The sequence below is a fragment of the Neisseria sp. RH3002v2g genome (assembly GCF_014596425.2).
Taxonomy (GTDB): domain Bacteria; phylum Pseudomonadota; class Gammaproteobacteria; order Burkholderiales; family Neisseriaceae; genus Neisseria.
Genome location: NZ_CP110721.1, coordinates 2,159,364 through 2,178,511, shown reverse-complemented (window position 1 = coordinate 2,178,511; position 19,148 = coordinate 2,159,364). Strand labels below are relative to the sequence as shown.

Genomic DNA, 19,148 nt, shown 5'->3' with positions numbered 1-19,148 from the left:
ACATTTCTCCATGAAAATCTTATTTATGGGTCGTAAACAGGTTTCCGCCAACCTGCTTCGTTTTTTGACCAAACAAGACCATATCGAAATCGTCGGCGTTTTGACCGACAGTCATCTGCAAGGCTCGCCGACCACGGCTGCCGCGCAGGAATTGGGCCTGCCCCTGTACACCTTCGATACGGCTTTGGAAGCAATGCGTGAAGGCCGTCTGAAATACGATTTGGGCTTGTCCGTCCTTTACTGGCGCAAGCTGCGTGATGAATTCCTGAGCATTCCGACTTTGGGCACGATCAACTTCCACCCTGCGCTGTTGCCCGAATACAAAGGCACAGGCGGCTACAACCTGGCCATCATGGACGAGCTGAACGAATGGGGCAACACCGCCCACTACGTCGATGCCTCCATCGATACCGGCGAAATCATCGAAGTGGACCGCTTCCCCATCGACGCCGAAACAGAAACCGCCCAATCGCTCGAACGCAAAACCATGCAGGCGCTGGAGCCGTTCGCACAACGCATCATCGCCCGCGCCATCGAGTCGAAAACCAAATTGCCGACCACGCCCAACATCGGCGGCCGCTACGTCAGCCGCGACGAAATGGAAGCCATGAAGCAAATCCTCGACGGCGACAATATCGAGAAGAAAATCCGCGCCTTCTGGTTCCCTCCTTACGACGGCGCATACGTCGAAATCAACGGTCAGAAATACACCCTGATCAACCGCCAACTGCTGGAAGAAATCGCCCCCAAAGGCTCAACCAGTCTTTTTGCAGGAAAAACAAATGCTTAATACATCACTCTCCCCATGGCCAAGCTTTACTCAAGAAGAAGCCGATGCCGTTTCCAAAGTCCTGCTGTCCAACAAAGTCAACTACTGGACAGGTACGGAATGTCGCGAATTTGAAAAAGAATTTGCTGCCTTTGTCGGCACGCAATACGCCGTCGCCCTTTCCAACGGTACGTTGGCTTTGGACGTAGCCCTCAAAGCAATGGGCATCGGCCAAGGCGATGATGTGATTGTCACTTCGCGCACCTTCTTGGCTTCCGCATCCTGCATCGTAACCGCCGGTGCCAATCCGGTTTTCGCCGATGTCGATTTGAACAGCCAAAACATCAGCGCCGAAACCATCAAAGCCGCACTGACGCCAAACACTAAAGCCATCATCGTGGTTCACCTTGCCGGCATGCCTGCCGAAATGGACGACATCATGGCGTTGGCCAAAGAACATAACTTGTGGGTTATCGAAGACTGCGCCCAAGCACACGGCGCGAAATACAAAGGCAAATCCGTCGGTTCTATCGGCCATGTCGGCGCATGGTCGTTCTGCCAAGACAAAATCATGACCACCGGCGGCGAAGGCGGCATGGTGACCACCAACGACAAAGAGCTGTGGAGCAAAATGTGGTCGTACAAAGACCACGGCAAAAGCTACGATGCCGTGTACCACCGCGAACACGCACCCGGTTTCCGCTGGCTGCACGAAAGCTTCGGTACCAACTGGCGCATGTTGGAAATGCAGGCGGTCATCGGCCGCATCCAGCTCAAACGCATGCCCGAATGGACGGCGCGCCGCCAAGAAAACGCTGCCAAACTGGCTGAAAGCTTGGGCAAATTCGCCAGCATCCGTTTGGTTAAAGTGGCTGACTACATCGAACACGCGCAATACAAGTTCTACGCCTTCGTCAAACCCGAACACCTGAAAGACGGCTGGACGCGCGACCGCATCGTCAGCGAACTAAACGCGCGCAAAGTCCCCTGCTATCAAGGCAGCTGCTCCGAAGTGTATTTGGAAAAAGCCTTTGACAACACGCCTTGGCGTCCGAAAGAGCGACTGAAAAACGCTGTCCAACTGGGCGACACCAGCCTGATGTTCTTGGTGCATCCGACCCTGACCGATGAAGAAATTGCGTTCTGCAAAGAAAACATAGAAGCCGTATTGACTGAAGCCACGGCATAATCATTTTCAGACGGCCTGCAACTTCAGGCCGTCTGAAAAAAGCAAAACAGCCTGCTTCAAACAATCCGTACCAAGCCACATTACAACACTCAGACACACGTAAAAAATAAAATGAACTTGGAAACCCTGCTGGCTCTGCCGCGCAATCTAAAAAAAACCTTCTTCGTCATTCACGATATCTTGATGATCTTCGTGGCGTTTTGGTTTGCCCAAAGCCTTAAAGTGCAATACTCCGACGAATGGTTGAGTATCGCCAACTGGCTGGCTTTCGGCAGCACCGCGTTGCTGACCATCATCCTTTTTATCCGTATCGGCCTCTACCGTGCCGTTACGCGCTTCGTCAGCGTCCGCGTCCTGACCGCCGCCGCATTCGGCAGCATTATTTCAGCGGTCTTGTTCTGCCTGACCACCCTGGTTTTTGAGCAAAAACTGCACCTTGCCCTGCCCATCGTCTATTTCTTGGTCTTGGTGGTCGGCGTAACCAGCTCGCGCATGATCCTGCGCGCGATTCTGACCGACCACCACCGCAAACAGATGACCCCCGTCATCATCTACGGCGCAGGCCAATCCGGCCGCCAATTGCTGGAAGCCATCAAACAGGTTAACGAATATTCGGCCATCGCCTTTGTCGATGACAACCCGAAAATCCAACGCACCGTCATCTATGACCTTGCCGTCTACAACCCCAATGAAATCCCGATGCTGATCAGCCGCTACGGCGTCCGCAAAATTCTGCTGGCGATTCCAAGTTCTACGCCTGAAGAACGCAAAGACATCATCCGCCGCCTCGAAGCATACAAATGCGAAGTCCTGACCATTCCGGGCATGAAGGATTTGGTGGACGGCAAAATCAGCGTCAGCTCATTGAAAAAAATCTCCGTGGTCGATTTGCTCGGCCGCGCCCCTGTGGCACCGCGCCCTGAATTGATGAGTGCCGACATCAGCGACAAAGTCGTGATGGTGACCGGCGCAGGCGGCTCTATCGGCTCCGAACTTTGCCGTCAAATTCTCAACTGCCGTCCGACCAAACTGTTGTTGTTTGAATTGTCCGAATTCGCCCTGTACAGCATAGACAAAGAATTGCGCGAAACCCAAGCCGCGCAAGGCAGCCAAGTCGAAGTCGTACCGCTTCTGGGTTCGGTTCAAAACAAAGAACGCCTCAGCAGCGTCATGAAGGCCTATCACGTCGATACCGTCTATCATGCCGCAGCCTATAAACACGTCCCTATGGTCGAATTCAACACCATCGAAGGCATTCAAAACAACGTGTTCGGCACACTCTGCTGCGCGCAGGCTGCCGTAGATGCGGGTGTTTCCACCTTTGTTTTGATTTCCACCGACAAAGCTGTCCGCCCGACCAATACCATGGGCGCCAGCAAACGTATGGCCGAACTCTGCCTGCAAGCCCTTGCCGCCGAGCCGGAACAAAAAACACGCTTCTGCATGGTGCGTTTCGGCAATGTATTGGGTTCGTCCGGCTCCGTTGTCCCGGTATTTGAAAAACAAATTGCCGAAGGCGGCCCGATTACCCTGACCCACCAAGACATTACCCGCTACTTCATGACCATTCCCGAAGCGGCGCAACTGGTTATCCAAGCCGGCGCAATGGGTAAAGGCGGCGACGTCTTCGTCCTCGACATGGGCGAATCCGTCAAAATCATCGACCTTGCCCGTCAAATGATTGTCCTCAGCGGCCTCAAAGTCAAAGACGAGCAACACCCGCACGGCGACATCGAAATCAAGATTACCGGCCTGCGCCCGGGCGAGAAACTTTATGAAGAATTGCTCATCGGCGACGAGGTGCAAAAAACCACTCATCCCCGGATTATGACCGCCAGTGAAGTAATGCTTCCATGGACGCAATTATCTGACATACTGTCGGAACTCCAAACCGCTTGTCTCCAAAGCGACCAAAACAGCCTGCGCCAGCTTCTGTTGCGCGCACCGACAGGCTTCGTACCTAAAGACGGTATCTGCGACTTGGTTTGGCAACAAAACAACAAGGCCGTCTGAACATTTTCAGACGGCCCGGACACCATACTGCAAGGACTACTACATGAAAAAAACGCTCTCCCTGCTTACTCTATTTGCACTGGCTGCCTGTAACAGCACGACAGTCATTCCCGGTTCGACCATCAAAACCCGAACCAAAACCATTGTTTACACCGACAACGACACCGCAGCCGATACCAACCTCGACAGCCGCGTTGCCGTTTACCCCATCACGCCCAACCTGATTGAAAAAATGCGTACGCCACCCGTACTTTCCCAAGCCAACCAAGGCTTGGAGCAAAGCAAAAGCGCTTACCGCTACCGCATCGGCAGCGGCGACGTCCTCAACATCATGGTTTGGGCGCACTCCGACCTCAACTCCCCCATCCAACAAAGCAACCCGCAAACCAACCAAGTCAGCCGCGGCGCCTGGGTGGATGAGGGCGGTTACATCACTTACCCGTTGGCAGGCAAAATTCAAGCCAAAGGCAAAACTTTGGACGAATTGCAAAACATCTTGACCAACCTTTTAAGACGCTACATCAAAAACCCTCAAGTCGCCATCAACGTTACCGAGTTCCGCTCGCAACGCGTTTCCGTTTCCGGCGCCATCAACCAAGCCGGCCAATTGCCGATTACCAATATCCCGATGACCATTTTGGATGCCATCAACCAAGCCGGCGGCGTTACCCAAAGCGCCGACACCCAGCACATCAAATGGACGCACAACGGCGTCGACCGCACCATTTCCCTGCAAAATATGCTGCAATACGGCGATATGTCGCAAAACCACCTCCTCAGCCATGGCGACATCGTTTACGTTCCTAACAGCAGCAACAACAAAATCTACATCATGGGCGAAGTCGGCAAACAAGCGACCCTGCCGATCGGCAACCACGGCCTCAACCTGACCCAAGCGCTCGGCGAAGTAGGCGGCATGAACCAAGCCTATGCGGATGCAACCGGCGTATTCGTGATCCGCCGCGTACCTGAAGATGCGGCCAAACCTATCCACATCTACCAGCTCAACCTGAAAGATGCGACCTCTTACGCACTGGGCAGCGAATTCAAACTGCGTTCCGAAGACACCGTTTACGTTACCTCCGCCCCGGTTACCCGTTGGAACCGCGTAATGTCACAAATTACCAACTCCATCAGCAACGTCAACACCCTCGACAATACGTTTAAATAAGCAGTGGTTCCTGCTGTCAGACCCCGTTTGACAGCAGGATACAAAATCACGCACAATCCGACCAAATTACATAAACGGCATATAAAAGCCGTACACACCGCACAAACGGAAAAGCAGTACCTTATAGTCTGACTCACGCTTTTTTCAGACCATAAACCGAAACAATATCATGTACCACAACATACTCATCGTCTGCCTAGGCAACATCTGCCGCTCCCCCACCGCAGAGCGGATTATGCAGAAAAAACTACCCGGTTACCGCATCAGCAGCGCCGGCATAAAAGCACTGGCAGGTAAGGATGCCAATTTCCAAGCCATCAAAACCGCACTCAAACACGGCGTTATCGTTGCAGGCCATACGGCACGCCAACTGACCGCCCAAATGTGCGAACAGGCCGATTTGATTCTCGTCATGGAACCCTGTCAAATCGACATGGTGGCCGACATCCATCCGCCGGCACGCAGCAAAACCATGCTGTTTGCCCAATGGTTGCCGAAGAAAACCGTACCTGACCCATACAAACAAAGCAGCGAAATGTTTGAAGCCGTTTTCGAACAGCTCAATGCTGCCGCAGACACTTGGAAAACCAAACTAAACGGAAAAACTCAACCGGTATAAAACTGGCATGAACAAGAAAGCAAGCAATGAAAAAAACGACCTACACACCTTATAGCGCAGACAACGACGAAATCGACTTCGGCCAACAGCTCCGCGTCATTTGGATGCACAAATACAAAATCCTCGCCGCCCTGCTTGCAGGCGGCATACTCGGCGCAGCCTTCAGCCTGGCATCCACCCCGCAATACCGCGCCGACGCCATGCTGGAAATCGAAACGCGGCAAAACCAAATCCTGACCGAAATCAACAGCATCTTCAACAACCAAACCACGCCGTCTGAAGCAGAAGTCGAGCTGGTTCAATCACGTCTGGTGCTGGGTAAAACCGTTGACGACCTCCAACTCGACCAAGAAGTCAAAGCCAAATACACGCCTGTTATCGGCAGCCTGATGCACAATCTCAGCGGCGACCCCGATCCCAAACTGACCGTCGGCAACTTTACCGTACAAGAAGAATGGTTCAACAAAACCTTCACGCTGACCGCCAAGAGCAACAAAGCCTATACTCTTACCCTGCCTGACAAACGCGTCGTCGAAGGCAAGGTCGGCGTACCTCTGAAAATCAACAATCAAACCACCCTCAAAATCGATCAAATCCTGGCTAATCCGGGTCAAGAATTTGCGTTGACCAAGTTCTCCCGCATCAGCGCCATCGAAAACATCCAAAACAAACTGGCGGTCATCAGCAAAGGTAAAACCAGCCCCATCATCAACCTTACCTTTACCGGCACCGACCCTAAACGCACCAGCGTCATCCTCAACAGCATTGCCGACAACTACGTTGCGCAAAACCGCGAACGTGACGTCCAAGTTGCATCCAGCGGTCTGGCCTTCATCAGTGAAGAATTACCACGCTTGAAAGAAACCTTGCAAGACGCTGAAAACAAACTCAATGCCTACCGTCAACAATCAGGCTCCCTCGACATTCCGCTCGAGTCCAAAGGCGCATTGGAAAGCCTGACCGGCATCGAGACCCAAATTACCCTGCTCAAAACCGAAGAAGCAGGTTTGGCCGAGCTGTACACGCCGGAACACCCTTCCTATAAAGCCGTATTGGACAAACTCTCCGTCCTCGAACGCGCCAAAAACAAAATCAACCAACAAATCGCCGAGTTGCCCAATACCCAACAAGAAGTCATCCGCCTGACCCGCGACGTAGAAACCAACCAAGCAACCTACGTCCAACTGTTGAGCAAACAACAAGAGCTCAACATCATGAAAGCCAGTGCGCAAGGCAATGTCCGCATCGTCGATTATGCCTACGTTCCTGAAAACCCGGTTGCACCGCGCAAAGCCGTCATCACGCTCCTGAGCGCACTTGCCGCAGGCTCGTTGACCGCTTTGTGGCTGATGATCCGCAACCGCATGAAAAACGGCATCACTTCATCCGAAGAAATCGAAAACCTTAATTTGGAAGTCGTCGCTCTTGTTCCGCACTCCAAAACCCAGCAAAAACGTGACTTCTTCAAAAACAAATTCAAGAAGACCGGCGGCCGTTCCAACTATCTGCTGGCCAGCGAAGACCGTACCGATACGGCCGTCGAAGCCATCCGCGCCCTGCGCACCAATATCTACTTCTCCATGCTGGACGCGCCCAACAACGTCCTCATGATTACTGGCGCCGCGCCTGAAGCAGGCAAGTCCTTTATCTCCGCCAACCTTGCCGCTGTAATGGCGCAGTCGGGCAAACGCGTCCTGCTTATCGATACCGATATGCGCAAAGGCTATCTTGACCGACTCTTCGGCCTTACCCCCGAGTTCGGCTTGTCCGACATCCTAAGCGGCAAAGCGGCTCCGGCCAAAGCCGTACAAGAGACCGGCATTGAAAACCTCCACCTCATCAGCAGCGGCAGCTATCCCAGCAATCCGTCTGAGCTTTTGATGGACAACCGCTTCAACGAGTTGCTCGCCCACGCGCGCCAACGCTACGACTACGTCATTTTGGACACGCCGCCCGTATTGGCCGTTACCGACGCCGTCATCATCGGCCAACATGCCGGCACCGTCCTGATGATCAGCCGTTATGCGCACACCCGTGCACGAGAGCTTGAGGCCAGTGTCGAACGCCTCAAACAAAACCACATCAACATCAAAGGTGTCGTCCTCAACGGCATGAAGCGCGAAGCCAACAACAGCTACGACTACTACGCCTACGATGCCTACCATTCCGGCAACAATAAATCATAAACCGAAGCAGGCCGTCTGAACTTTCAGACGGCCTGAGGCTTTTTAAACGGCACAAAATGTTTTTCACAAACGCCGCCCTTGCACCCCAAAGCCGTTTGTTTTAAAGTAAGCCCCGTTCCCATATGGAAGAGAAACATGAAAATTACCGTCATCGGCGCAGGTTCGTGGGGTACAGCTCTCGCGTTGCACTTTGCGCACCACAACAATGAAGTCGCCCTTTGGACACGCAATCCCGACCAAATCCGCACCCTGCAAGCAGACCGCGAAAACAAACGTGGCCTGCCCGGCTTCCCTTTCCCTGAGTCCCTGACCGTTTATGCCGATTTGGGTGAAGCGCTGAAAGACAGCCAACTTGCCCTGATCGTTACCTCCGTAGCCGGCCTCAGAAGCAGCGCCGAGCTGCTCAAACAGCATAACGCCGCCGACATTCCCGTTCTCGCAGCCTGCAAAGGTTTTGAACAAGATACCGGCCTTTTGACTTTCCAAGTACTGAAAGAAGTCCTGCCAAACAATAAAAAAATCGGCGTTCTCTCAGGCCCGAGCTTTGCCCAAGAACTGGCCGCCCAACTGCCTTGCGCCGTCGTACTTGCCTCCGAAAACAAAGAATGGGTGGAAGAAACCACCACCCAACTGAACACCAACGTAATGCGCCTGTACGGCAGCACCGACGTCATCGGCGTTGCCGTGGGCGGTGCCGTTAAAAACGTCATGGCGATTGCCACCGGCCTTTCAGACGGCCTCGAATACGGCCTCAATGCACGCGCAGCCCTAGTAACGCGCGGCCTTGCCGAAATCACCCGCCTTGCCATCGCCATGGGCGCGCAACCCAAAACCATGATGGGTTTGGCCGGCATCGGCGACCTTATCCTGACCTGTACCGGCGCACTCTCGCGCAACCGCCGTGTCGGCCTCGGCCTTGCAGAAGGCAAAGAATTGCATCAAGTACTTGTCGAAATCGGCCACGTTTCCGAAGGTGTCAGCACCATCGAAGAAGTCTTCAATACCGCCGCCAAATACCAAATCGATATGCCCATCACCCAAACCCTGCTGCAACTCATCCGCAAAGAAATGACCCCGCAGCAAGTTGTTGAACGACTGATGGAACGAAGCGCGCGCTTCGAATAAACGGTCGCGCCGTCTGCCATTCAGACGGCCTGACGCACAATATGACGGCCATCAGGCCGTCTGAAGGGAAACACATGAACCAATCACTGAACAATCTGGAAATCAACGTTTACCAACTTGTCCAAAAATTTGAAACGCTGGTTTCAGAAAACCGCCGTCTCAACGAAGAAATCGACAGACTCAAACTCGAGCAAGAGCAACAAAAACGCCAACACGACGCAGCCATTGACGAACTCAGCGAAGCCTTGCTGGTTCAAGTCGGCAAACTCAAAGAAGACCTGCAAAGCAAAATTGACAGCCTGACCGTCGAAAAAGAAAACTACCGCAACGCACTGGCCCAAAGTGCAGACCAAATCCGCAGCCTCATTGCCCGACTGCCCCAAGAAACACAACAATAAAAGGACGCCCCGTGAGTATCGAACAAGTCAATCTCGACATCATGAATGTCAACTTCACCATCAACACGCCGAGTGAAGAAAAAGCCACCCTGCTGCAAGCCGTTGAAATGCTCAACAAGAAAAGCGACGTGATTAAAGAAAGCGGCCGCATCGTCGGTACGGACAAAATCGTCGTCATGGCAGCCCTTAACGTCGTACACGACCTCTTGAAAACCACCCTCAACGATGATTTGGCAATCGGTGAATTTGAGCGTAAAATAACCGACATGAGCAACGCGTGCCAAAAAGCACTGGCGCGCTTGGAGCAAAACTAATTTCCCCTTTTCCCTGCGGTGTTCGCGAAGGCATATATTCCTTTGAACCAATACGTTCGCTTTAGGTTGCCGGGAGCTGTAGTGGGCGCGAGTGTCCGTTTATCGGACGCACCCGAAACTACCCGAGGTGACCGCCTTGTCAGCAAGGTTCAAGCGGATTCAGCCCAAACGGCACTCGTGGGGATTCCCTAAAAAAGCCATACCGAAAGGTGTGGCTTTCCCCTTTCCGAGTAAAGACTTTCGTAAAGATTTCCGGCCGTCTGAAAAAACCGCATATTCATGCATCAAACACGCTCAATTAAGATTGACAAAAACCAATCTCCTCTTTAAAATCCATAACTTTCTATATATATCTGGATTCCAACCATGAAAACCTTCTCTGCAAAACCCCATGAGGTGAAGCGCGAATGGTTCGTCATTGACGCAGAAGACAAAGTTCTGGGTCGTGTCGCAGCCGAAGTCGCACACCGTCTGCGCGGCAAACACAAACCCGAATACACCCCTCACGTTGATACCGGTGACTACATCATCGTCATCAATGCAGACAAACTGCGCGTGACCGGTGCTAAATTCGAAGACAAAAAATACTTCCGTCACTCTGGTTTCCCAGGCGGCATCTACGAGCGCACTTTCCGCGAAATGCAAGAGCAATTCCCTGGCCGCGCTTTGGAACAAGCCGTAAAAGGCATGTTGCCTAAAGGTCCTCTGGGCTACGCCATGATCAAAAAACTGAAAGTGTACGCCGGTGCCGAACACGGCCACGCTGCACAACAACCTAAAGTTTTGGAACTGAAATAATAAGGACACGACATGAACGGTAAATACTACTACGGCACAGGCCGCCGCAAAAGTTCAGTGGCTCGTGTATTCTTGACTAAAGGTACCGGCCAAATCATCGTAAACGGCCGTCCCGTTGACGAATTCTTCGCACGTGAAACCAGCCGCATGGTTGTACGTCAACCTCTGGTTCTGACTGAAAATGCCGAATCTTTCGACATCAAAGTTAACGTAACCGGCGGCGGCGAAACCGGTCAATCCGGCGCTATCCGTCACGGCATTACCCGCGCCCTGATCGACTTCGACGCAGCCCTGAAACCAGCTCTGTCTCAAGCAGGCTTCGTTACTCGCGATGCTCGTGAAGTTGAACGTAAAAAACCAGGTTTGCGCAAAGCACGTCGTGCAAAACAATTCTCCAAACGTTAATACGTTTTCAGAATCGAATCAAAAGCCTTGCTCTGCAAGGCTTTTTTCATTTATCAAATAAACAATCATTCAATCTTTTTCACGGCAAATACATGACGAAAACCCTGCTCCACTACGCCAAATCATTGCTTCAGGCCGCGATTATTTTCATCTTTCTCTCTTTGATTGTCGACTGGGTACGCAAACCCGACCAACCCTTACAATCAGCAGCGCAAACCCTCACGCTAACCAACGGACAAACCACCTCCCTCCAATCCTTCAGCCAGAACCGTGTTGCCGTTGTTTACTTCTGGGGTAGCTGGTGTGGTATTTGCTCGTACACATCGCCGACCATAGAAAAACTACATCAAGACAATATTCCGACTTTGGGCGTAGCCTTACGCTCTGGAAGCGACCATGATATTGCCCGCCATATGCAAGAAAACAATCTATCCTTTCCAAACGTCAACGATTCAGACGGCCTGATGGCCCAAAAATGGAATATCGCCGTTACACCGACCATTATCATATTAAAAGATGGAAAAATGATTCATCACACATCCGGACTTTCCAGCTACATCGGCTTAAAAATCAGAATTTACTTAGCAGACATCTTCGGCTAAATTCATTGAAAATCCACTAAAAATAGAAAATCCAAAGAATCATCTCCGCCGAATATATTTACCCTATTCCATTTCATAAATAAATAAACTATCTCTTTCCCGATAACATATGATTTTGTTGAGATTATAAAGAAAATAGACTAAGATATAACCATAAGAACAATTGGAAACATTATTATCAAAACAAACTGTTAGAGATCTTCATCTAATATTGTGGCCGTGATGCTTTTGTTCCCATAGACCCGGTTGCCGACGGCAGCCTTAAAACAGCAATATTCGCCTTTATTAATTTACCTCACGCTTCAACGGTTTGATTTTTGATAACCCCGGAGACTTAGTAATGCCCAACCAATCTAAACATGCATCTATCAATATCGGTCTGATTCAGGCAAGGGAAGCATTGATGACCCAATTCCGCCCTATTCTGAACCAAGCCAATATTACTGACCAGCAATGGCGTATCATCCGGCTCTTAGCGGAAAACGGCACACTCGACTTTCAAGATTTGGCCAATCAGGCCTGCATCCTCCGTCCCAGCCTGACCGGCATTCTGACCCGCTTGGAAAAAGCAGGTTTGGCCGTGCGCCTGAAGCCTTCCAACGACCAACGCCGCGTTTATCTGAAACTGACGCCCGAAGGCGAGAAACTCTATGAGTCCACCGGCGCATTGGTTGACGAGCGCTATGACGCAATTGAAAAAGTCCTTTCCAAAGAAAAAATGGCACAACTCAAAGAACTCTTGGCAGAGCTGGCAAAAATCGAACAGGCATTAAAATAAAGCGAGCCGGATGACAGATTCAACACACACACTCAAGAGATCCTTCCGAGATGCCATGGCCTCCTGTGCCGCCGGTGTACACGTTATCACGACAGACGGTGAAGCAGGGCGCTATGGCATTACCATGACTGCCGTCACTGCCGTTACCGACGAGCCGCCGACAGTCATGCTGTGCATCAACCGCCAATCCGCCATCATCCCCATCCTGCAGGGCAACCGCGATTTGTGTATCAACACGCTCAACGACAGCCAGCAGGATGTCGCCGAACACTTTGCTGGACTGACCGACCTCTCGCCCGAAGAACGCTTCGAATACCATATTTGGCATAGAGGGCAAACCGGACAGCTCGAAGTCGAAGGTGCGCTGGCGCACCTGCACGGCAGTATTGTCGATCAACGCGAAATCGGCACACATTACGTCTTTTTCGTTCAGATCAACGAAATCCGCAATACCGACGCACAAGCGCCGGCATTGTTGTATTTCCGTAGGCAATTCAAATCTTTGGCATAAATAAAGGTCTCAGGCCGTCTGAAACATCGGTTTCATTTTTTCAGACGGCCTGAGACTTTTTCTGTTTCACACATTATAGGCACACCCATGAAAGCAATGATATTGGCCGCCGGTCGCGGCGAGCGTATGCGCCCGCTGACCGACCACACGCCCAAACCTTTACTCGAAGTAGCAGGCACGCCGCTTATCGGCTGGCACTTACGCCGCCTGCGGCAGGCCGGATTTACTGAAATCGTCATCAACCATGCCTGGCTTGGCCAACAAATTGAAGACACCTTGAAAGACGGTGCGGACTACGGCGTGTGCATTGCCTATTCTCCCGAGCGTGCCGGAGGCCTGGAAACCGCCGGCGGCATTGCCACCGCCCTGCCGCTTTTGGGCAACGAGCCGTTTTTGGTCGTCAATGGCGACGTGTTGACCGACATTGATTTCCAAGCTGCACGACTGGCAGCCCAGCGCATACAGGAACACAACCTTCTTGCCCATTTGTGGCTGGTGGACAATCCGCCCCATCATCCCGAAGGCGACTTCGGCCTGCTTTCAGACGGCCTGGTATCCGCCTCATCCGCAGACGGCCAAGCCCTGACTTTCAGCGGCGTGGGCGTTTATCATCCTGCGCTTTTCAAAGATACTCCGGCACACCAGGCTGCCAAGCTTGCCCCTCTGTTGCGTCAAGCCATGAGCCAAAACCAAATCAGCGGCGAACACCATAACGGCCTTTGGTTGGACGTCGGTACAGTCGAGCGCCTGCAAGAAGCCGACCGTATCGCCCAAAGCTGGTAAAACAAAAGGGACGTATCCGATACGCCCCTTTTAATACTCAAGGCCGTCTGAAAACACTGATCAAACCATTTTCAGACGACCTCAATCCATCAATCAAATTTTGCCCATTTCTTTTCTTTCTTCATTCCCAACAGGCCATTGGCAATCATCACGCACAATCCCGACCAAATCAGTCCGTAGCCGATCAATGCGCCGCCCTGTACCGGCTCGTCCAGCCATACAATCGACACAATAAAAAGCAATACAGGCTCCAAATAGCTCAACATGCCGAACACTGCCACCGGCAACAACTGATTCGCCTTCAAATTCAAATGCATGGATATTGCACTATTAAAACCCAGCAACACAATAAAAAAGATTAAAACCGGTTTGGCCGCAATCATCGCCGGCGTATCCGTTGCCAGCACAATATACGCCAACGCAAACGGCGTAATCATCATCAAATCAAAGGTCAGCCCAATTAAGGAAGGCACGCCCAGCTTGCGGCGCAGCAGATAATAAAACGGATAAGTACCGAACACCCATACAGTCGTCCACGAAAACGCGCCCGACCGCACCAATTCGCATGCCACGCCTGCACACGCCAAGATTACCGCCACCCTCTGCAACCGGTTCAAACGCTCTTTAAACCAAATCCGTCCGCCCAGCATCATCGCCAAAGGAAACAGGAAATAACCCATGGCAATGTTTACCCCTTCTCCATTGACCGGCCCCCAAACAAACAGCCACAACTGGCTGGCAAATATCGGCGTCGGCAATACAATCAGCAGCCATCGTTTCCAATCCCGGCCAACGCCATAAGCAAAACGCATTGCCGCCTGCCAACCGTTGACCATGGTCATCAGCACGCACAAAGCCGACAGCATGGCAACCATGCGCCAGGCAAACACCTCCGTCCCCGTCATCGGCCGCATCCACATACCGTACAGAAACAGCATGGAAAACAACAAATTGGACGCTACCGCAGCCAGCAAACCTTTGGATAAATTCGTCATTTCAGACGGCCTTTTGCAATCAATCAAAGTTAATATTGTAAAAAAACGGATGAAAAAAATTACTCATCTTTTTGAATGAAGTTTTACCGCAAATATCTATTTCATTAAAGGCCGTCTGAAAACCATATTTTCAGGTTTTCAGACGGCCTTTCATTGCATCGAAGCAGTCTAATGCATCAACCCTGCTTCACAATATCCGACAGCGGCCAGCGCGGCTTGACATTGAATGCACCGACAGCCTGACGTTCGGCAAGACGCATCGCGCCGGCAAAGGCAATCATTGCGCCGTTATCGGTGCAATATGCCATCGGTGGGAAATAGACGTTGATTTTTTCTTCCTGCGGCTTAGGTTTGCCTTTTTCAGACGGCATTTTGACGGTCAAGCGCGAAAATTCATCGCGCAGTTTCCAGTTTGCACCCACACCGCCGGCAACCACCAAAGTTCTGAAACCGGTATCCAACAATGCTTTTTTGGCTTTAGCCGCCAACACATCGACTACCGCATCTTGGAAAGCGCGGCAAATGTTGTTGCGTGTTTGTTCCGGAATTTCATCGCAACCCGTTTCGGCGCGGACTTTTTCAACAGCAGTCAAAACGGCGGTTTTCAAACCGGAAAAGCTCATCTGCAAATCGTGTGAATGCAGCATGGGGCGTGGGAACGTGAAGGCATCAGGCGTGCCGAGTTTGGCCAACTCGGATAATTTGGCACCGCCGGGATAAGGCAGCCCCAACAGCTTGGCCGTTTTGTCGAACGCTTCGCCTGCTGCGTCGTCCACGCTTTCCCCCAGCAAGGTGTAATCACCGATACCGCGTACGGCCATAAATTGCGTATGTCCGCCCGACACCAGCAAAGCGACAAATGGAAATTCAGGCTTGTCGTCTGCCAACAAAGGCGAGAGCAAATGGCCTTCAAGATGGTGGACAGGGATAACGGGCTTGCCGATAGCAAATGCCAACGCATTGGCAAAGCCCGAACCGGCCAGCAATGCGCCGCCCAAGCCCGGGCCTTGCGTAAAGGCAACCGCGTCGATGTCGGTATAGCCTACGCCTGCTTCCTTCAAGCAACCTTGCGTCAACGGCACCACACGGCGGATATGGTCGCGGCTGGCCAATTCGGGGACAACGCCGCCGTATTCGGCGTGCATCGCCATTTGTGTGTGCAAATGATGCGCCAACAGGCCGCGCTCGGTGTCGTAGAGCGCAACGCCGGTTTCGTCGCAAGATGATTCAATTCCTAATACCAACATGGTTCGAGGCCGTCTGAAAAAATGATTAAAAACGATTCAGACGGCGTTTTCTCCGAAAACGGAAAAAGGCCGTCTGAAATAAAGTGCTGAATAAGCGGTTTACAAAGTGCCGTAAGAGTGCAGGCCGCTCAAGAACATATTCACGCCGATAAAGGCAAAGGCGGTAATGACCAGGCCGATGACCGCCCACCAAGCCAACACTTTGCCGCGCCAGCCTGCCACCAGCCGCAAATGCAACCAGACCGCGTAATTCAGCCAAACGATGAATGCCCAAGTTTCTTTCGGGTCCCAGCTCCAATAGCGGCCCCACGCATCGGCCGCCCACAATGCGCCGAGAATGGTGGCAATCGTGAAGAACAGGAAACCGACGGCAATCGCTTTGTACATGACTTCTTCAATGACTTGAGATTGCGGCAGCCATGATTTTTTGCCCGCATCTTCTTTTCTGAGCGCCAGCAGTTCGGCAATACCCAGCATGGCGGCGATACAGAATGCGCCGTAGCCGATAAAGTTGGCCGGAACGTGGATTTTCATCCACCAAGACTGCAAAGCAGGAATCAGCGGCTGAATGGTATGCGCCTCGCGTGAAACGCTGTACCACAAGACAAATCCGACCACAATCGCCATAAAGCTGAAGACAAAGCCACCCAGTTTTTGTACGGCAAAACGGCCTTCGTAGTAGAGGTACATCAGCGCCGTAATGACCAAGAACAAGATGAATACTTCATAAAGGTTGGAAACCGGAATATGGCCGGCATCGGGACGCAGCAGATAGCTTTCATGCCAGCGCACCAGCAGGCCGACAAAGCCCGCCATCGCGGAAACCCACGCAAACACGCTCCCCATGCCCAAAAGCGTATTGGTTGGCACATTCTTGCGCACCGCCGCTATCGCGCCGACGATATAGGCAAACAAGGCAAAGAATACAAACGCGCATTGCCACATAATCGCCGACTGGCTGCTTAGCAGGTATTTGAGCAGGAAGCCGTCTGCGCGTTTGATATCGCCGCCATACAAATCAACGGCAAAATACGCCAGGCACACGCCCACAGGGATAAACCAGCGCATCGGTTTGAAAAACCAACCCAGAAAAACGGCAATACCGGCACTCGCCCACAAAATCACCATTTCGTAGATGTCCATGTGCAGACCGACCTGGGTTTGGGCAATAAACGCACCGATGGCAATCAGCAGTGCGAATGCCCAGTCGAAGAGGTTGAGATTTCGGATAAATGATTTGTGTGTCAGAAGCTCATGCTCGGGCAAGGCCTGATGTTTGTTATTCATGGTTCAAATCCTTGGCAAGCTGCTGCAATTGCCGTGTGTGTTGCGGAAATTCTTTCTGCAAGTCGCGTTCGTTGCGGCTGGAAGACATGGCAAAACGGATACGGCCGTCTGAAAACAGCAGCCAAGCGCGTTTTTCACGAATATAGAACATAAACACCGTACCCAACACCAGCAATACCGAACCCAGATACACCAAGAATGCGCCCGGCGAACGGGTCATCTGCAATCCGGAAGAGCGCACTTCGGAATAGCCGTCCAATTGCAGCAACATCGGCGCAGGATACTCGGTCAAGCCAGTGTACGCGTCCATTGCATGCAGCAGGAAGCGGTTGCGCTTTTCGTCTTGCGGCCAAGCCGGCAGATTGTATGTACTGATCGTGTCTTCCAAAGCGGCATTCATCACACCATAGAGCATCTCGTAGAAATAGCCCTGCATTTTTTCCTGCTGGTCTTTGGGAATATTGGTGGTAACAAATTTGTCCAAAGCCAAATAGCCGCCTTTGGCAAAAATCGACAAAGTATTTTCCGCCGCCGCCATGAATTGCTCGCGGATTTCGGCGGGCGCGCCTTTGACGGCATTGGCAACGGTTTTACGGCGTGCCGCATCGTCTTTCAAATATTGGCGCAAAGCCATAAAGGTATCGATTTTACCGTTTTTATCCATCGGAATGCGCAACCAGCGGTATTGCTGCGCCAAGCCGCTGCGCGTGCCGGTAATGAAGAAATAGTCTTCATCTTGTTTCAGCGGCAACATATAGTTTTTATATTCGACCGCCTGCCCCGCTTTATCGCGGATACGGTAAACGATAGACGGGCCGATATTGGTGTATTTTTTGTCCTCCTGACGGACGGAGCGAACATCGTTGAGGGCGGATTTCAGGTTTTGCTCTTTTTCAGACGGCTCGCTCATGTCTTCGACGTTCATCGAAGTAAACTGGTCGAATTCCAGTTTATAAGAGGTCTTGCCCAAATCCAGCGGAAACTCGCGCATGGAAGTTGCTTTGAGTTTGACCGGAGTGCGGTCGGCATCGGCCAAATTCCACGCTTTAAACGTCAAGTCCGAGCCGCCGTCGGCGAAACTTGCCTGATAAACCGTAATACCATGCAGCGTCAAAGGATGGTTGACGCGGATGGTGTGTTCGCTGACTTTGCCGGTCGCCTTGTCCGTGACTTCCAAGTCGCTGGCGAAATCGCGCGGCATACCGGTATCGTAAAAGTCGATATGGAATTTCTTCAATTTGACGGAAAACGGCAAGTCTTGCACCAGCATGCCGTTATCCGCATTCAGAAACACTACGTCCGCGCTCTGCCCTTCCGAAATATTGACATTGCCCCTAAACGACAAATTGGACGCACCCAACACGCTTTCGGGCTTAAAGTCTTTGGCGTAAACCGCCGTATTGTCCGGCACGACCCGGCCGGTGAGCATACCGATTTTCAGCAGGATATTGCTGTCTATCAAACCGCCCAAACAAATCACAATCAGCGCAGCATGGGCAAAGATATAGCCCCATTTGTTCATTGCACCTTTTTTCGCCGCCACCAAAACCGAACCGTCTTCACGCGTAACGGTTTTGCAGCCGTAACCCTGCACTTCCAAATAACGTTGCGCGACTTCGGGCGTTACCTGTCCGTCTAAAACGATGGAATGGCGCATTGCCGCCAGCGATTTTTCCTTGGCGTTTTCACGGAAGGAACGAATCTCGCGCAAAAACGGCGGAACATTGCGAATCAGGCACAATCCGGTGGAAATCACCAAAAACATCATGATGACAACGAACCACGCCGAGGCGTACACGTCGTACAGGCCCAAAAAGCCGAAAATCTGCGACCAAAACGGGCCGAATTTCACCAAATAATCGACTTGCGGCTGGTTTTGTTGCAAGACCGTACCGATAATCGAAGCCACGCCCAACAGGCTGAGCAGGGCGACGGCAAAACGCATGGAGCTGAAAAAG

General features: G+C 52.0%; 19 protein-coding genes and 1 other RNA gene. 16 read left to right on the top strand and 4 right to left on the bottom strand.

The window, feature by feature from the left end; genetic code table 11:
• Positions 1-10: 10 nt before the first annotated feature.
• From BBP27_RS10380 to murU, 16 genes are all read left to right on the top strand, one after another.
• A complete protein-coding gene (locus tag BBP27_RS10380) occupies positions 11-790 on the top strand; it encodes a methionyl-tRNA formyltransferase (protein ID WP_049322614.1) in 780 nt (259 codons plus the stop codon).
• Entirely contained in the window at positions 783-1,958 is a 1,176-nt protein-coding gene (locus BBP27_RS10375; protein WP_188212276.1) for a DegT/DnrJ/EryC1/StrS family aminotransferase, read from the top strand. The genes BBP27_RS10380 and BBP27_RS10375 overlap by 8 nt, the downstream gene beginning before the upstream one ends.
• Positions 1,959-2,069: 111 nt before the next feature.
• Positions 2,070-3,971 (top strand): polysaccharide biosynthesis protein, encoded by a 1,902-nt coding sequence (locus BBP27_RS10370; RefSeq protein ID WP_188212277.1) that lies wholly within the window; start codon positions 2,070-2,072, stop codon positions 3,969-3,971.
• Between the two features lie 43 nt (positions 3,972-4,014).
• Positions 4,015-5,142, top strand: a complete 1,128-nt coding sequence (locus BBP27_RS10365) for a polysaccharide export protein (RefSeq protein ID WP_070836772.1) — start codon at positions 4,015-4,017, stop codon at positions 5,140-5,142.
• A 169-nt stretch (positions 5,143-5,311) separates the two neighbouring features.
• Positions 5,312-5,761 (top strand): low molecular weight protein-tyrosine-phosphatase, encoded by a 450-nt coding sequence (locus tag BBP27_RS10360; RefSeq protein ID WP_188212278.1) that lies wholly within the window; start codon positions 5,312-5,314, stop codon positions 5,759-5,761.
• A 26-nt stretch (positions 5,762-5,787) separates the two neighbouring features.
• Positions 5,788-7,947 carry a polysaccharide biosynthesis tyrosine autokinase gene (locus BBP27_RS10355; RefSeq protein WP_188212279.1) on the top strand — a complete coding sequence of 720 codons (2,160 nt, stop codon included), beginning with the start codon at positions 5,788-5,790 and terminating at the stop codon, positions 7,945-7,947.
• A 135-nt stretch (positions 7,948-8,082) separates the two neighbouring features.
• Entirely contained in the window at positions 8,083-9,072 is a 990-nt protein-coding gene (locus BBP27_RS10350) for an NAD(P)H-dependent glycerol-3-phosphate dehydrogenase (RefSeq protein WP_188212280.1), read from the top strand.
• 74 nt (positions 9,073-9,146) lie between these two features.
• Positions 9,147-9,470 carry a hypothetical protein gene (locus BBP27_RS10345; RefSeq protein WP_036492772.1) on the top strand — a complete coding sequence of 108 codons (324 nt, stop codon included), beginning with the start codon at positions 9,147-9,149 and terminating at the stop codon, positions 9,468-9,470.
• Positions 9,471-9,481: 11 nt separating this feature from the next.
• Positions 9,482-9,784 (top strand): cell division protein ZapA, encoded by a 303-nt coding sequence (locus BBP27_RS10340; protein ID WP_188212281.1) that lies wholly within the window; start codon positions 9,482-9,484, stop codon positions 9,782-9,784.
• Positions 9,785-9,791: 7 nt separating this feature from the next.
• Positions 9,792-9,972, top strand: a non-coding RNA gene (gene ssrS, locus BBP27_RS10335) — 6S RNA.
• Between the two features lie 178 nt (positions 9,973-10,150).
• Entirely contained in the window at positions 10,151-10,582 is a 432-nt protein-coding gene (gene rplM / locus BBP27_RS10330; protein ID WP_003684605.1) for a 50S ribosomal protein L13, read from the top strand.
• A 12-nt stretch (positions 10,583-10,594) separates the two neighbouring features.
• Complete coding sequence (gene rpsI / locus BBP27_RS10325) at positions 10,595-10,987, top strand: 30S ribosomal protein S9 (RefSeq protein ID WP_003681515.1); 393 nt, start codon at positions 10,595-10,597, stop codon at positions 10,985-10,987.
• Between the two features lie 92 nt (positions 10,988-11,079).
• Positions 11,080-11,589, top strand: coding sequence for a protein disulfide oxidoreductase (locus BBP27_RS10320; RefSeq protein WP_188212282.1), 510 nt, complete (start codon positions 11,080-11,082; stop codon positions 11,587-11,589).
• A gap of 340 nt (positions 11,590-11,929) precedes the next feature.
• A complete protein-coding gene (hpaR, locus tag BBP27_RS10315; RefSeq protein WP_003681518.1) occupies positions 11,930-12,367 on the top strand; it encodes a homoprotocatechuate degradation operon regulator HpaR in 438 nt (145 codons plus the stop codon).
• A 10-nt stretch (positions 12,368-12,377) separates the two neighbouring features.
• Entirely contained in the window at positions 12,378-12,878 is a 501-nt protein-coding gene (gene hpaC, locus BBP27_RS10310) for a 4-hydroxyphenylacetate 3-monooxygenase, reductase component (protein WP_049322621.1), read from the top strand.
• Between the two features lie 87 nt (positions 12,879-12,965).
• Positions 12,966-13,661 (top strand): N-acetylmuramate alpha-1-phosphate uridylyltransferase MurU, encoded by a 696-nt coding sequence (gene murU / locus BBP27_RS10305; protein ID WP_188212283.1) that lies wholly within the window; start codon positions 12,966-12,968, stop codon positions 13,659-13,661.
• Between the two features lie 89 nt (positions 13,662-13,750).
• Here the strand turns inward: murU and rarD are convergent, their stop codons facing one another.
• The 4 genes from rarD to BBP27_RS10285 all read right to left on the bottom strand — a co-directional run bounded on the left by rarD (position 13,751) and on the right by BBP27_RS10285 (position 19,135).
• Positions 13,751-14,656: an EamA family transporter RarD gene (gene rarD / locus BBP27_RS10300; RefSeq protein ID WP_188212284.1), complete on the bottom strand. Its 906-nt coding sequence runs from the start codon at positions 14,654-14,656 to the stop codon at positions 13,751-13,753.
• Positions 14,657-14,832: 176 nt separating this feature from the next.
• Positions 14,833-15,903 carry a tRNA (adenosine(37)-N6)-threonylcarbamoyltransferase complex transferase subunit TsaD gene (tsaD, locus tag BBP27_RS10295; RefSeq protein WP_188212285.1) on the bottom strand — a complete coding sequence of 357 codons (1,071 nt, stop codon included), beginning with the start codon at positions 15,901-15,903 and terminating at the stop codon, positions 14,833-14,835.
• A 99-nt stretch (positions 15,904-16,002) separates the two neighbouring features.
• Positions 16,003-17,190 (bottom strand): c-type cytochrome biogenesis protein CcsB, encoded by a 1,188-nt coding sequence (ccsB, locus tag BBP27_RS10290; protein WP_188212286.1) that lies wholly within the window; start codon positions 17,188-17,190, stop codon positions 16,003-16,005.
• Positions 17,183-19,135 carry a cytochrome c biogenesis protein ResB gene (locus BBP27_RS10285; protein ID WP_036492749.1) on the bottom strand — a complete coding sequence of 651 codons (1,953 nt, stop codon included), beginning with the start codon at positions 19,133-19,135 and terminating at the stop codon, positions 17,183-17,185. The genes ccsB and BBP27_RS10285 overlap by 8 nt, the downstream gene beginning before the upstream one ends.
• Between the last annotated feature and the right edge of the window lie 13 nt (positions 19,136-19,148).